Source organism: Acinetobacter sp. KH_038 (genome assembly GCF_057839405.1).
Genome location: NZ_CM174489.1, coordinates 652,386 through 668,113, shown reverse-complemented (window position 1 = coordinate 668,113; position 15,728 = coordinate 652,386). Strand labels below are relative to the sequence as shown.

Annotated in this window: 4 protein-coding genes and 2 pseudogenes; 1 reads left to right on the top strand and 5 read right to left on the bottom strand. The window is 45.3% G+C overall.

The window, feature by feature from the left end; translation table 11 throughout:
* Nucleotides 1-361: 361 nt before the first annotated feature.
* The 3 genes and pseudogenes from AC3IT7_RS03040 to AC3IT7_RS03030 all read right to left on the bottom strand — a co-directional run.
* A pseudogene (locus AC3IT7_RS03040) lies at nucleotides 362-9,589 on the bottom strand (Ig-like domain-containing protein); the annotation flags it as partial.
* Nucleotides 9,590-9,658: 69 nt separating this feature from the next.
* Nucleotides 9,659-10,015 (bottom strand): annotated as a pseudogene (locus tag AC3IT7_RS03035) (BapA/Bap/LapF family prefix-like domain-containing protein); the annotation flags it as partial.
* Between the two features lie 519 nt (nucleotides 10,016-10,534).
* Complete coding sequence (locus AC3IT7_RS03030) at nucleotides 10,535-11,182, bottom strand: HAD family hydrolase (protein WP_489249356.1); 648 nt, start codon at nucleotides 11,180-11,182, stop codon at nucleotides 10,535-10,537.
* Nucleotides 11,183-11,280: 98 nt separating this feature from the next.
* Here AC3IT7_RS03030 and AC3IT7_RS03025 point away from each other — a divergent pair, with 98 nt between their 5' ends.
* Nucleotides 11,281-12,048 carry a hydroxymethylpyrimidine/phosphomethylpyrimidine kinase gene (locus AC3IT7_RS03025; protein WP_489249355.1) on the top strand — a complete coding sequence of 256 codons (768 nt, stop codon included), beginning with the start codon at nucleotides 11,281-11,283 and terminating at the stop codon, nucleotides 12,046-12,048.
* 87 nt (nucleotides 12,049-12,135) lie between these two features.
* Here the strand turns inward: AC3IT7_RS03025 and AC3IT7_RS03020 are convergent, their stop codons facing one another.
* Nucleotides 12,136-13,191 carry a DUF1176 domain-containing protein gene (locus tag AC3IT7_RS03020; RefSeq protein WP_489249354.1) on the bottom strand — a complete coding sequence of 352 codons (1,056 nt, stop codon included), beginning with the start codon at nucleotides 13,189-13,191 and terminating at the stop codon, nucleotides 12,136-12,138.
* Nucleotides 13,191-15,632, bottom strand: a complete 2,442-nt coding sequence (locus AC3IT7_RS03015) for an AI-2E family transporter (protein ID WP_489249353.1) — start codon at nucleotides 15,630-15,632, stop codon at nucleotides 13,191-13,193. The genes AC3IT7_RS03020 and AC3IT7_RS03015 overlap by 1 nt, the downstream gene beginning before the upstream one ends.
* Nucleotides 15,633-15,728 lie beyond the last annotated feature (96 nt).

Here is a 15,728-nt window from a genome sequence, read left to right as displayed (position 1 = left end):
ATTTTATATAAAATTTTTCATTAAAATCAGGATACTTGAAAGATATTAAGTGGCAATGTTATTTTATGTATCATTTGTTTTTTTTTGTATATTTAGCAATGGTTTAAATAAAAAGAGGCTCCGAAGAGCCTCTTTTTAAATCAATGAATATTCAATTAAATCATTAGAAGAGAATTTGTTGATTTTTTAACAAATCATCCAATGTAATTTCTTGACGCTGATTGGTCAGAATCAATAGATCAGTTGAACTGAATGCAGCATTACTACCATCACGATCAATTTTCACAGTAACAGTCGATGCAACATCATCATAAACAAGTGCAATGTACTGACCTAAATTATAACCTGTCACCTCATCACCCAATAGCTTAGACACATCGATCACATCGCCTTGTACTAAACTGAAGTCTGTCCAAGTATCGAGACCATTACCGCCAGTCGCATCTGTGTTATTAAGTAAGTCAAAGACCACTGTGTCTGCACCTATACCACCAGTGATGATGTCATTACCAGCACCACCATTGAGGTAATCATTACCAGCACCTCCATCTAAGATATCGTTACCCTCTCCACCTCGTAAGATGTCATTGGCACTACCACCTTTTAAGGTGTCATTACCTTCATAACCATAGATACGAACACCTGATGTTGCTGCTGAATGATCCAGAAGGTCTCCTTGATCCGTTCCTTCTTTAAGGTAATCAGGCCCAGAGCCACCAAGTAACCCTGCTAGTAAATCTAAATTAAGTAGACTAGCAACATCAATAGTTTTAGGGGTTCCAGTACTATCAGTTGCAGTTATACTCAAAGTTTGACCCAGGTTAAGTCCTAATAAAGAAATACTAGAATTTACTGTACCAAGGAATTCTGTGATCTGCTGATTATCTAAATATAAGAATTGCGATGAATTCTGGGGATCTGGTGCGTCAATAGTGATCTTAACATTTCCGCTATAAGTAGATATTACTCCCGGTATAGTAATCTGTCTCCAATCCGGTGTTACGCTAACATTGTAACCAAACTCGTTTGCCAGAGTTTGCGAGAAAAGCCAAGTTGGAATAGAAGTTCCTACACCTGCTGAAATAGCTAAGGTAATCTCTACTTTCTGAAGATCATCATTGACATCCGCTACCACAAATTGTTGCTGTGATAAATCAATAAGCCCCGCTATATTGCCACCAAGTAATCCTAATAATCCACCATTACTAGCAACCGCATCTGGTTCAGTATTTGGACTGTTTATAAACAAACTAAAATCTTCAGAACGAGTGTTACCTGCCACATCTGTGGCTTTAATCACCCAGTCATTTTGTCCTGTCGTTACTGTAGTAGGGATATATTGCCATTGACCACTTGCACCAACAGTAAGAATTTCCTCAACACCACCACCACTAATCTCAATCTTCGTGCCTTGCTCTGCAGTACCATACAAAGTTGGTGTCTCGTCATCAGTTACTGCACCGTTATAAATATGACCTTGGGTTAGCCCAACATTATCAAGCGCTCCGTATACACTGAACTCTAAGGTTTGATCAACAGTGACTTCAAAATCAGACTCTGTTACTGGTCCAACTACACCTGCCCAGTTGGTTTGACGAACTTGAATATCACCTTCTGCATACACACCTTCGGAAACAGTGAAACGATCACCCGTACCACGTAACCATGTTGTACCGCCATCAGTGCTGTATTCCCACACTGCACCAATCTCAACACCTGTGAGTACAAATGTACCGTCTGTGGTAATACCATCATCCGAGATCTCGGTATCATTAAACAAGTCTAGAGTCAGTGTATCTGCCTCAAAATCATTGATATTAATGGTCAGTGTAGTGGATTCACTTATGCCATTATTGGTCACGGTGTAAGTGAATTCTTCAGATTGACCCAAGATATCAGCATCCAGATTAACCGTATAAGTATACGTACCATTTTGTTGCATCACTAAAGTGCCATACTCACCATTCACGGTAATCACACCTGTACCAGGATCAACAAATGATGAACCAGCACCTGTCACATCAGTTATTTGGCTTCCTGTGATAGGTTGGTCATCGGCAATCACATTTCCATTGACACTGTCGTTAACGAAATTAAATTCCGTGATCTGTGTGGTGATATCTGTAGCTTTTAGTAAAGTTAACGTATTGTTAACTAGAGCCTCTGTTAAAGCATCTAGTACATCGTCGACCAAATCGACTGCACCAACACTATTTAAGATTGACACCAATGGCTGAACAATTTGATCTACACCTAGGCCATTCAATAAGCTTAATACTGGGCTCAACAGTGGTGAGACAATAGCATCTAATGGACTACCTAATGCTCCTGTTACTGTATCTAAAACTAGTTGTTGGTTATCGGCACCCAGAATCACACCATCTTGACCAAGATCGGCAAGCGTCAAGTCACCCACAATTTGACTCAATGTACTTTCATCATTCACGACCAACACATAGTAATCACCTGACTCAAGCGCACTGACTGTCGTACTTAAACCACCATCATCCGTCAAGCCAAGCAGAGGAATACCCACCAGATCACCCAACACTGGATTATCAGATGTCATCGCTCTATGAACAATATTTCCATCTTGATCAAATACATAGACTTGAACAGCCTGGGCAATAGATAACAGTGAAACTTGGTCAACTTGAATATCGAGACTACCCAAGGTGTTTGGATCAATGGTGACCTTCTTACCATTTGCTTGAGCTTGGGCAAATGTTGGTATATCTGAACCTTCGAATAAACCAAGAACTTGTAGTCCTGCTTGCGTATTTTCTGGTTGAACAGTTGTTTCAGTTAAACCTTCTAAATCAAGATCGACATTATCTGGATAAGCCACCAACGCTAAATTTACCGTTTGAGTATTTGAGTTTGTTGTTTGAGCTTGGTCCGTTGCTACAGCAGTATAGTTACCAACAGAGGCTGGTGCTGAAACTATGCCAGTAAATGTACCACCACCATTATTCGTTAACTGAATAGGCGTGTTATCTGGTCCTGTTACTGTAACATTTGCATTTGGATCATTCACTGTAACAGTAACTGTCGCAGTACCATCACTATTCGCATCGACAATGAAATCAAGAATTTCCGGAGCAACATTATCCGTCAAGGTCGCTGTGTCACTTGAACTATTCGTACCATCTGTTGCGGTAACCTCATAGTCACCTTCAACCGCAGGGGCTGGAACTGTAGCGCTGTGCGTACCGTCACCATTGTTGGCTAATGTAATCACCGTATTATCTGGAAGTGTCACCGTAACAACCGCCTCTGGATCATCCACAGTCACTGTAATGGTTGCACTGCCATCGCTGTTCGGGTTAATGACAGCATCTTCAATTTCCGGAGCAACATTATCCGTCAAGGTCGCTGTGTCACTTGAACTATTCGTACCATCTGTTGCGGTAACCTCATAGTCACCTTCAACCGCAGGGGCTGGAACTGTAGCGCTGTGCGTACCGTCACCATTGTTGGCTAATGTAATCACCGTATTATCTGGAAGTGTCACCGTAACAACCGCCTCTGGATCATCCACAGTCACTGTAATGGTTGCACTGCCATCGCTGTTCGGGTTAATGACAGCATCTTCAATTTCCGGAGCAACATTATCCGTCAAGGTCGCTGTGTCACTTGAACTATTCGTACCATCTGTTGCGGTAACCTCATAGTCACCTTCAACCGCAGGGGCTGGAACTGTAGCGCTGTGCGTACCGTCACCATTGTTGGCTAATGTAATCACTGTATTATCTGGAAGTGTCACCGTAACAACCGCCTCTGGATCATCCACAGTCACTGTAATGGTTGCACTGCCATCGCTGTTCGGGTTAATGACAGCATCTTCAATTTCCGGAGCAACATTATCCGTCAAGGTCGCTGTGTCACTTGAACTATTCGTACCATCTGTTGCGGTAACCTCATAGTCACCTTCAACCGCAGGGGCTGGAACTGTAGCGCTGTGCGTACCGTCACCATTGTTGGCTAATGTAATCACTGTATTATCTGGAAGTGTCACCGTAACAACCGCCTCTGGATCATCCACAGTCACTGTAATGGTTGCACTGCCATCGCTGTTCGGGTTAATGACAGCATCTTCAATTTCCGGAGCAACATTATCCGTCAAGGTCGCTGTGTCACTTGAACTATTCGTACCATCTGTTGCGGTAACCTCATAGTCACCTTCAACCGCAGGGGCTGGAACTGTAGCGCTGTGCGTACCGTCACCATTGTTGGCTAATGTAATCACTGTATTATCTGGAAGTGTCACCGTAACAACCGCCTCTGGATCATCCACAGTCACTGTAATGGTTGCACTGCCATCGCTGTTCGGGTTAATGACAGCATCTTCAATTTCCGGAGCAACATTATCCGTCAAGGTCGCTGTGTCACTTGAACTATTCGTACCATCTGTTGCGGTAACCTCATAGTCACCTTCAACCGCAGGGGCTGGAACTGTAGCGCTGTGCGTACCGTCACCATTGTTGGCTAATGTAATCACTGTATTATCTGGAAGTGTCACCGTAACAACCGCCTCTGGATCATCCACAGTCACTGTAATGGTTGCACTGCCATCGCTGTTCGTGTTAATGACAGCATCTTCAATTTCCGGAGCAACATTATCCGTCAAGGTCGCTGTGTCACTTGAACTATTCGTACCATCTGTTGCGGTAACCTCATAGTCACCTTCAACCGCAGGGGCTGGAACTGTAGCGCTGTGCGTACCGTCACCATTGTTGGCTAATGTAATCACTGTATTATCTGGAAGTGTCACCGTAACAACCGCCTCTGGATCATCCACAGTCACTGTAATGGTTGCACTGCCATCGCTGTTCGGGTTAATGACAGCATCTTCAATTTCCGGAGCAACATTATCCGTCAAGGTCGCTGTGTCACTTGAACTATTCGTACCATCTGTTGCGGTAACCTCATAGTCACCTTCAACCGCAGGGGCTGGAACTGTAGCGCTGTGCGTACCGTCACCATTGTTGGCTAATGTAATCACTGTATTATCTGGAAGTGTCACCGTAACAACCGCCTCTGGATCATCCACAGTCACTGTAATGGTTGCACTGCCATCGCTGTTCGGGTTAATGACAGCATCTTCAATTTCCGGAGCAACATTATCCGTCAAGGTCGCTGTGTCACTTGAACTATTCGTACCATCTGTTGCGGTAACCTCATAGTCACCTTCAACCGCAGGGGCTGGAACTGTAGCGCTGTGCGTACCGTCACCATTGTTGGCTAATGTAATCACTGTATTATCTGGAAGTGTCACCGTAACAACCGCCTCTGGATCATCCACAGTCACTGTAATGGTTGCACTGCCATCGCTGTTCGGGTTAATGACAGCATCTTCAATTTCCGGAGCAACATTATCCGTCAAGGTCGCTGTGTCACTTGAACTATTCGTACCATCTGTTGCGGTAACCTCATAGTCACCTTCAACCGCAGGGGCTGGAACTGTAGCGCTGTGCGTACCGTCACCATTGTTGGCTAATGTAATCACCGTATTATCTGGAAGTGTCACCGTAACAACCGCCTCTGGATCATCCACAGTCACTGTAATGGTTGCACTGCCATCGCTGTTCGGGTTAATGACAGCATCTTCAATTTCCGGAGCAACATTATCCGTCAAGGTCGCTGTGTCACTTGAACTATTCGTACCATCTGTTGCGGTAACCTCATAGTCACCTTCAACCGCAGGGGCTGGAACTGTAGCGCTGTGCGTACCATCGCCATTGTTGATCAGTGGAATGTCCAAACCATCTGGACCAGTCACGCTCACCGTTGCATTTGGATCATCCACTGTCACCGTGATGGTTGCTGAACCATCGCTGTTCGGGTTAATGACAGCATCTTCAATTTCCGGAGCAACATTATCCGTCAAGGTCGCTGTGTCACTTGAACTATTCGTACCATCTGTTGCGGTAACCTCATAGTCACCTTCAACCGCAGGGGCTGGAACTGTAGCGCTGTGCGTACCATCGCCATTGTTGATCAGTGGAATGTCCAAACCATCTGGACCAGTCACGCTCACCGTTGCATTTGGATCATCCACTGTCACCGTGATGGTTGCTGAACCATCGCTGTTCGGGTTAATGACAGCATCTTCAATTTCCGGAGCAACATTATCCGTCAAGGTCGCTGTGTCACTTGAACTATTCGTACCATCTGTTGCGGTAACCTCATAGTCACCTTCAACCGCAGGGGCTGGAACTGTTGCACTGTAACTGCCATCTGGGTTTTGCGTTAAGACCACAGGGTTACCATTAGGGTCTACCACAGTAACGGTTGCATTCGGATTATTAACTTTTAGAGTAACTGTTGCTGAACCATCACTGTTTGCTTCAACAATGAATTCATCAATATCCGTATCACTGTCCGAATCCGAATCGCTGTCTGAATCCGAGTCGCTGTCAGAGTCGCTATCGCTGTCTGAGTCTGAATCGCTGTCAGAGTCGCTATCGCTGTCTGAATCCGAGTCGCTGTCAGAGTCGCTATCGCTGTCCGAATCCGAGTCGCTGTCAGAGTCGCTATCGCTGTCTGAATCCGAGTCGCTGTCAGAGTCGCTATCGCTGTCTGAATCCGAGTCGCTGTCAGAGTCGCTATCGCTGTCTGAATCCGAGTCGCTGTCAGAGTCGCTATCGCTGTCTGAGTCTGAATCGCTGTCAGAGTCGCTATCGCTGTCTGAGTCTGAATCGCTATCAGAGTCGCTATCGCTGTCTGAATCCGAGTCGCTGTCAGAGTCACTATCGCTGTCTGAATCCGAGTCGCTGTCAGAGTCGCTATCGCTGTCTGAATCCGAGTCGCTATCTAAATCCGAGTCGCTGTCAGAGTCGCTATCGCTGTCTGAGTCTGAATCGCTATCAGAGTCGCTATCGCTGTCTGAATCCGAGTCGCTGTCAGAGTCGCTATCGCTGTCTGAATCCGAGTCGCTGTCAGAGTCGCTATCGCTGTCTGAGTCTGAATCGCTGTCAGAGTCGCTATCGCTGTCTGAGTCTGAATCGCTATCAGAGTCGCTATCGCTGTCTGAATCCGAGTCGCTGTCAGAGTCGCTATCGCTGTCCGAATCCGAGTCGCTGTCAGAGTCGCTATCGCTGTCTGAATCCGAGTCGCTGTCAGAGTCGCTATCGCTGTCCGAATCCGAGTCACTGTCAGAGTCGCTATCGCTGTCTGAATCCGAGTCGCTGTCAGAGTCGCTATCGCTGTCCGAATCCGAGTCGCTGTCAGAGTCGCTATCGCTGTCTGAATCCGAGTCGCTGTCAGAGTCGCTATCGCTGTCCGAATCCGAGTCACTGTCAGAGTCGCTATCGCTGTCTGAATCCGAGTCGCTGTCAGAGTCGCTGTCGCTATCTGAATCCGAGTCGCTGTCAGAGTCGCTATCGCTGTCTGAATCCGAGTCGCTGTCAGAGTCGCTATCGCTGTCTGAATCCGAGTCGCTGTCAGAGTCGCTATCGCTGTCCGAATCCGAGTCGCTGTCAGAGTCGCTATCGCTGTCTGAGTCTGAATCGCTATCAGAGTCGCTATCGCTGTCTGAGTCTGAATCGTCCAAATCTACAATATAATTTGTAGAGTCTGATTTGTTACCAGTGGCATCAGTAGCTATCACCTCAATATCATCACCATTAGCTAATGGTGTTACTAAAGTGACTTTGAAATTACCGTTGATATCAGTTTGGGTATTACCAATTTCGTTACCATCTTCATCAGTAATAGTGATTTTTGAGCCTGGTTCTGCTTGACCTGTAACCTCTAGTCCATTTTGACTTATAGCAATATTTATTGGTGCATCTGGTGCAGTAGTGTCTGGTGCATTAACTGTAGTTACATCAGATTTATTGCCCGCAGCATCGGTTGCAGTAACTTTAAGCTCTTCACCATTAGTCAATGGTTCATCAAGCTCTACACTGAACTCACCATTTTCACCTGCTGTAGCTTCACCAATCACTTGGCCATTGGCATCTGTAACGGTCACTGTCGCGCCAGGTTCTGCTTGTCCTGTTACCTTTGTACCATCTTGGCTTACAACAACATCTGTTGGTGCTTCTGGTGCAGTGGTATCTGTTGCTAGATCTGCAACTGCTGTCGCTGGCTCAGATTCGTTACCCGCGGCATCGGTCGCTGTTACTTTGACTTCAGTGCCATCCGCAACTGGACTATCTAATGCAACAGAGAAATTCCCTTCCGCATCAGCTTTAGCTGTACCAAGGATATTGCCAGCTGCATCTTTCACTTCTACTGTTGAGTTCGGTTCTGCTTGACCTACGACAGTTTCACCATCAAAGCCAGTGACTTCTGGCACATTTGGTGCAGTAGTGTCTGGTGCATTAACTGTAGTTACATCAGATTTATTGCCCGCAGCATCGGTTGCAGTAACTTTAAGCTCTTCACCATTAGTCAATGGTTCATCAAGCTCTACACTGAACTCACCATTTTCACCTGCTGTAGCTTCACCAATCACTTGGCCATTGGCATCTGTAACGGTCACTGTCGCGCCAGGTTCCGCTTGTCCTGTCACCTTTGTACCATCTTGGCTTACAACAACATCTGTTGGTGCTTCTGGTGCAGTGGTATCTGTCGCTAGATCTGCAACTGCTGTCGCTGGCTCAGATTCATTACCCGCGGCATCGGTCGCTGTTACTTTGACTTCAGTGCCATCCGCAACTGGACTATCTAATGCAACAGAGAAATTCCCTTCCGCATCAGCTTTAGCTGTACCAAGGATATTGCCAGCTGCATCTTTCACTTCTACTGTTGAGTTCGGTTCTGCTTGACCTACGACAGTTTCACCATCAAAGCCAGTGACTTCTGGCACATTTGGTGCGACTCCGTCTACCACAGCAACGGCTTCTTCAGAAACATTTCCTGCAGGATCAGTTACGATGACTTTAACTTCATCACCATCTTTAAGACCTGGATTCGCTACTGACCATTTACCATCAGGACCTGCAGTAGTTTCAGCAGTTGTTCCATCCGGGAATGTAACAGAAACTTTAGAGCCTGGCTCAGCTGTCCCTGTGATTGGATCAGTCGCATTCACTGGATCAATTACCGGGAGATTTGGTGCTTGACCATCTACACGAGAGGTTGATTCAGCAGATGGGTTACCTGCTGCATCTGTTGCGATGACTTTAACTTCATCACCATCTTTAAGGCCCGGATTCGCTACTGACCATTTACCATCAGGACCTGCAGTGGTTTCAGCAGTTGTTCCGTCCGGGAATGTAACAGAAACTTTCGAGCCCGGCTCAGCTGTTCCTGTGATTGGATCGGTCGCATTCACTGGATCAATCACCGGGAGATTTGGTGCTTTACCATCTACCACAGCAACGGCTTCTTTAGAAACATTTCCTGCAGGATCAGTTACGATGACTTTAACTTCATCACCATCTTCCAGACCGGGATTGTCTACTGACCAGTTACCATCTACACCAACTTCAACTTCTGTTTTCGAGCCATCCGGGAACGTCACTTCAACCTTCGCACCTGGCTCAGCCTTGCCTGTAATTGGATCAGTCGCATTGATCGGATTAATAATTGCCGCATCTGGTGCTGTTGTATCTTTAGTATTTTTACTACCAGAGTCATCTTGTACTGCCGCAATTGCTACTCCTAGGCCTGCTGCAAGTCCCGCGCCAATTAACCAAGGTGAAATAGCAGCACCAGCTACTGTCTCACCTGCTAAGGGAGCGATATTACTTAAAGGAATATAATTTACACTGTCTAAAACAGCACCTGTAGCATCCGTAAATTGTGCCCAGATCAATTCTCCTTCATTTTCAAAAAGAATTTGGCTGGTTTCAATTGGATAATCAAAATAATTTTCTAGTGTTATGGTTTCACCATTTTTAAGGGTGATAACTGCTGCATTACCTTGACGAGTAATACTTGCAACTTCATCTACATTCAGATTTATCTTAACAATAGAACTTTGATTAAGACTCACAACACTATTATTAGTGCTTTGAATCACCCCACCGCTTTCCGAAGATATTATTTCAATATTTATCATATTGTATTTCCTACTCTTATTAAGAAAGTAATTTCTAAAAACAACTGAAATTACATAGCATTAAATTGAGTAGTTGATAATTGCAAAAAATTACCTGAATTTATTTTGGATTTTTAAGTATATAAATCACTAATTTTATATTTTCATTAATTAAAATAAGCAACTGTATTATAACAATTTAATATTAAAAATCCCTTAAAAATCCCTTAAAAATATTAAGAAATAAAATGTGATATTAATCACACTTTATTTCTTAATTACATGATTATTATCGGAATATTTTTTTGATTAAAAACTTAGTATTAGTTTTGTAAAAAAAATAATATATATGTAACCAAATATTGAAATTATAGGAATAAATTAAATAATTAAACTTTATTTAAAATTAATATATACTTTTATATTTAAATAAAAAATATTATTAATTTCCGTATATTTATAAAAAAACTTTATTAAAAAACCTTTTAAAAACTTATTTTTTGAGATATTAAAAATAAGTTAACTTGGGAAAATTAATATTTACTTTAAATAATCTACTAAATGATCAAATTTTTCTATTATATATTTCGGCTGTGCCATCCCTAATTCCTCTGCACTCCCATAACCATATTTGACTGCAATAGATTCTATTCCATTACGGCGTGCGCCAAAAATATCGTACTCTCGGTCACCGACCATCACGCAATCTTCAGCCTTTAACTGTTGCTGCTCTAAAATATACTGAATCAGGTCGCCTTTATTGGTTCGGTCACCATTGAGTTCACTGCCATAAATTTCAGTAAAGTACTGAGCCAGATCAAAATGCTCCAGAATCTGTCGGGCATAAATAGTAGGCTTCGCTGTTGCAACAAATAGTTGATAACCACGGCGTTTCAGTTCTGCCAGTGTTTCTGCTACACCCTCAAACACATGATTTTCATACAGGCCCTTAACTGCAAAACGCTCGCGATATGCCATTAATGCCTGCTCAGCTAGAATATGATCGGCATCGACATTCAATATTTTTGCCAAAGATGCTTTAAGTGGTGGTCCAATAATCCAGTCAATATTGACCGCATCGCTAATTGGGTGACCAATCTTTTCCAGGCCATAGCGTGCAGACGTAGTAATCCCCTCTTTGGGGTCGGTTAATGTCCCATCCAAATCAATCAAAATATTCTTAATCACAGTCCATCCCCTCTGTTCAGCACCGATATAAATTAATATCGAGTGTTCATTCAAATTTGCCTATACTAATGTAATTTTAGTGAATGAAGGACATCATTTTGCGCCCTACCGTACTTTGCTTTTCCGGTTTAGACCCTTCTGGTGGAGCCGGTCTTCAGGCAGATATTGAAGCCATTGGTCAAAGCGGTGCACATGCGGCAATTGCCTGTACAGCCCTCACCATTCAAAACTCACAGGAAGTGTTTGGTTTTCAAGCTACCTCAAAACAATTGCTGCTGGCTCAGGCAAATGCGATCGTCAATGATCTGCCTATTCGTTGCGTAAAATCGGGCATGTTAGGCACTACCGATAATATTGCAGCACTGGCAGAGTTTTTAACTGCACATCCAGACTATCTATATGTGCTGGATCCGGTTCTGGTAGCAAATAGTGGTGGCTCACTCGGTAATCAGGCGACACTGGTCAAAGCATTTACCCAGCTCATTCCCCTGGCGAGCATTTTGACTCCCAATACGGTGGAACTACGTGCCTTGACAGGTGAAGAAGACCTGCAACTGGCCACCCAAAAATTATTTGAAATGGGTGCACAGGCCGTTTTGGTGAAAGGCGGACATGAAGATACCCCGGAGTATATTCAGAACAGCCTGTATATTGCGGGTGAACTGGTCAATGAAACCCGCTGTCCGCGTCTGGAAGGTGAATATCATGGTTCGGGCTGTTCTCTGGCCAGCTTCATCGCTGGACGTCTCGCCATGGGTGATCAGTTAAAAATTGCGGTACAACATGCAGAAACCTGGTTATTTGGTGTATTAAAAAATGCCGACACCCCTGTCCCAAATGGCCAGAGAATTCCAAAACGTTTTTAAAAATCAATATTCGCAAACTCAAAGTTAAAAAAAGCCTGCATCATTCAGGCTTTTTTATCGCGTCTATTTTATGCTGCGGAATATCGTCTATTTGGCTTGACTGACTGTGCTGAGATGAATCGGCAGATTCCAGGCACCACCGGCGAAACCCTTACATTGCACCGTCAGACTACTGAAACTTTTGACAAACTTTTTGCCATTCCAGGCCCATTGTTCCTGACTCAGACAATCACCCAAACCACGGACTTTATGCGCGGAAAATATCTGGCCTTGGCTAAAGGTTTCTCCGGAAGTGGTCACTAGCTGTTTTAGTTGCCTGTTTTGATCCATCAGCCAGAAACCACTACCCATATTATAAGCCCCGCGCCAGCATGGAATCTGAATCAACTGATTTTGCGGATTGAGGGGATAAATAGTCATGATCTCATCACGCAGGAAATGCTGGCTAAACAGTAAATCGCATTGCTCCTCATCAGTGGTCACCTGCAATGTTCGAAGCATCTGCTGACTTGCTGCTGTATTCAGTCTCGCTCGGAATATTTTGGCTGGTTGATTTTTAGGTATGAGGATTTGCGGTATCGCTGCGGCCTTGAGCACTGTTTGACTGGATTTGTTGCCCGGCTTGATCAAGGCAGATGGCGTAGCAATCCGTTGCTGGAACTCATCCATTTTTAATAAAACTGCACTGGCTCCCGCTGTCGATACACTCCAGCGTACCTGTGCATGCTTAAATACAACCGGACTGCTTCCCTGCACAGCTTTCAGCAAGACACGGATTTGAGTGCTATTCAGCTGACCGATCCCCTGCGGATCCAGAGCAATCACGCTATAGGACTTACTGGCAATTTGCATTTGCAGCTGCCGGATCGGTTTGGTCGTCGCTGAAGCTAAAATCTGGACTTTGCCTGTGACTGCAGTGTTTGCCCCAGCCACACGCTCTAACAACACCGACACTGGCTGATCAAAATTCTGGTCGGCCTGATAACCGGCAGCCCGACAGGTTCCGGTATTATCACAGGCAATTTCCCAGTCTTTGTGTGAAAAATGCAGCCCCTGAATGGCAGCCAGACTGAATGAGCTGAAACTGGCCAGGACGGATATGATACTGATGGTTTTGATGCGGTATAGCCCTTTCAATTTCATCATTTATTCCTTGTGGAAATGCCCGCCGAAGTAGCGGGCTGCATCTGCTCTATCTGCTTCTGCTTATCTTTTTTCTTGCGCTCATTGCTTAAGGTGGCCATTAAGTCCTGTGCCAGGGCATTGAGCAGAATCATATCTTCGGCCTGCATCTGTCTCGGCTGTTTATCTAGCAGACAGAAACTGCCGAGCGCGATGCCATTTTTATCCCTTAACGGCACTCCGGCATAGAAGCGAATATGCTGCTGCCGTAATTCCGATAAATGCGGAAAACGCGGATCGCGCTGTAAATCTTCAATGACCAAGGGCTCATTTTGATAGAGCAGATGGGTGCAGACCGAATCCTTGCACAGTTGCTGTATTGCAACAGGCTCCTGAGTAAAAGGACTGACTGGAATATGCATTTGCTGCTGATCGAGCCAGGAGATTTGCGCATAATCCACATCAAAAGCCTGGCGGGCTTCTTCAATATACTGTTTATACAGCGGCTGATGACTAGGATCCAGCAATGCCAGGTCAGTCAGGATTTGCTGCCGTTCCTGTTGATTGTGGATCTCCAGATTTTCAAACCAGCTCTCCCCTTCATTTAAGGTCGCAGTTTCGATGGTCAGAATCAGGTCATCAAAATTATTGACCAGTGCATCTAATTGAAAACGTTGTTGCAGTTCATCCAGCGTCTCGAGCTGCATGACGCCCCAGGTCGCAAAAATGACTTTCAGCTCAGGGTATTGCTGTGCCAGTTTATATTTTAGCAACCGAATCTGTGCAGCGGGCGCATGATGAAAAATAGAAACGCATAAAATCTTGATCGAAGCAGGCAAGACAATCCCCTGCTCAGACTCCCCCGATTGGATCAATAAATCCGGATCATTGCGGGCAGCCATCTGCTTTAAATTCAGGACATGTGCCAACATGGCAGAAATCTGGGTATCAATTTCCCAACGGGCGCCCACACAATAAATTTCCGGCTGCTCGGCACGCATGGGACTCGGATAGGCTTTTTGAAAAGCATGATTGAAAAGCTGCAAACCCTGATAAAGGCGCAAGCGATGTTCGGCAGTGACATCGGTATCATGTCCTTGCGAGAAAATTCGAATCGCCGGAATCGCCACCTCGGCATAGAATTTCTGTATCTTTCGCGCTACCACTTCCGCACTGGGCTTTTTCGGCAATTGTGCGCAGATATAATCATTGGCAACCTGCATCGCATCATTGACTTCATCGGCCACCAGACGCTGATAAAAGCGCTCAGAGGGTGACAAGACTGGGGTACTGCCGAGCAAGGTTTTGACAAAACCCAAGGCAGGCACATAATTGGACAAGACCAGCAGACAGGCGGTTAAAGGGGTCGACAAGATCAGGCCCACTGGCCCCCACAGCGTGGTCCAGAAAGTGGCTGCCAGAATAATTGCCAAGGTAGACAGGCCGGTACTCTCACCATACAGCCAGGGTTCAATCACATTATTGCTGATCAGCTCCAGAACCACGATCAGGGCCACGGTCCACAGCACCATGTCCCAGCCGGGGTCGACAGCGAAGGCCAGTGTAATCGGGAAAATAGCCGAAACGATCGGGCCAACATACGGTACAAAACGCATCACTACTGCGACCAGTCCCCACATAATGGCTGCCGGCACCCCAATCAGCAACAACCCTATCGCCATGGGAATACCATAGGTGACATTGACCAGCAGCTGCATGCGCAAATAGGTTCCGATACTTTTGGCGGCATCATCCAGTGCATCGGTGCCGATATTCAGATTTCCCCCCAGTAGCTTTAAAAAGCGGTCGTGCAGATCCTTGCCATTCAGCAAAATCAGCACCATGAACAGAAACACGATCCCGATCACCGCCAGCGGATTCAGAATCTTATTGAGCCAGTCCAGTGCAGCTTCTTCACTCGAAGGTTCCAGGCCCACCACTTTGACATTCTGTACATTCGGATCTTCAGCCTCTTGCTCCGGGCTATCTATCGAACTTTCTACCGTATCAAAGGTCTGAATCGCGCCGTCCCACATACTCGGCCCCTGACGATAGTCTTTGAGCATATTCAGTTTTTGCTGGATGGTATCCTGATATTGCGGTAATTCCTGACTCAGCTTGCCTAGTTGCATCCCCAGATAAGTGGCTGCACCGCCCAACAGGGATAAAGTCAGGCACATGACCAGACCAATTGCAGCCCATTGCGGACAGCCCCGGCGCTTTAGGCGGGAAACCAGTGGCGACAGTAAAAAAGCCAGCAGAATGGCCAATGCCAGCGGAATAAAAATATCACGGCCAAAATACAATGCCATCATCACCACAGCGGCAATGACAAAGCCGGCCATCATCCTGAGGGCATGCTGGGTTCGTTGCCGCTCCGACTGGTTCGGCATAAGCACTTCGGTCTGCTGTTGCAGATTGGCCTGTAAAGGTTGAGCTTGACTGTTCTTGTTATTATCCACTTGAAAAGTCCTGAATTATTCTTGCTTTACCCTAATTTAGGACTTTCTGTATTTTTGTTACAAAGGTATTCCTGTAATCATTTGCAAAGATATTTC

What these genes read in the sequence shown, in the direction of transcription:
- AC3IT7_RS03020 (WP_489249354.1), bottom strand. Translation starts at nt 13,191, where the DNA reads ATGAAATTGAAAGGGCTATACCGCATCAAAACCATCAGTATCATATCC.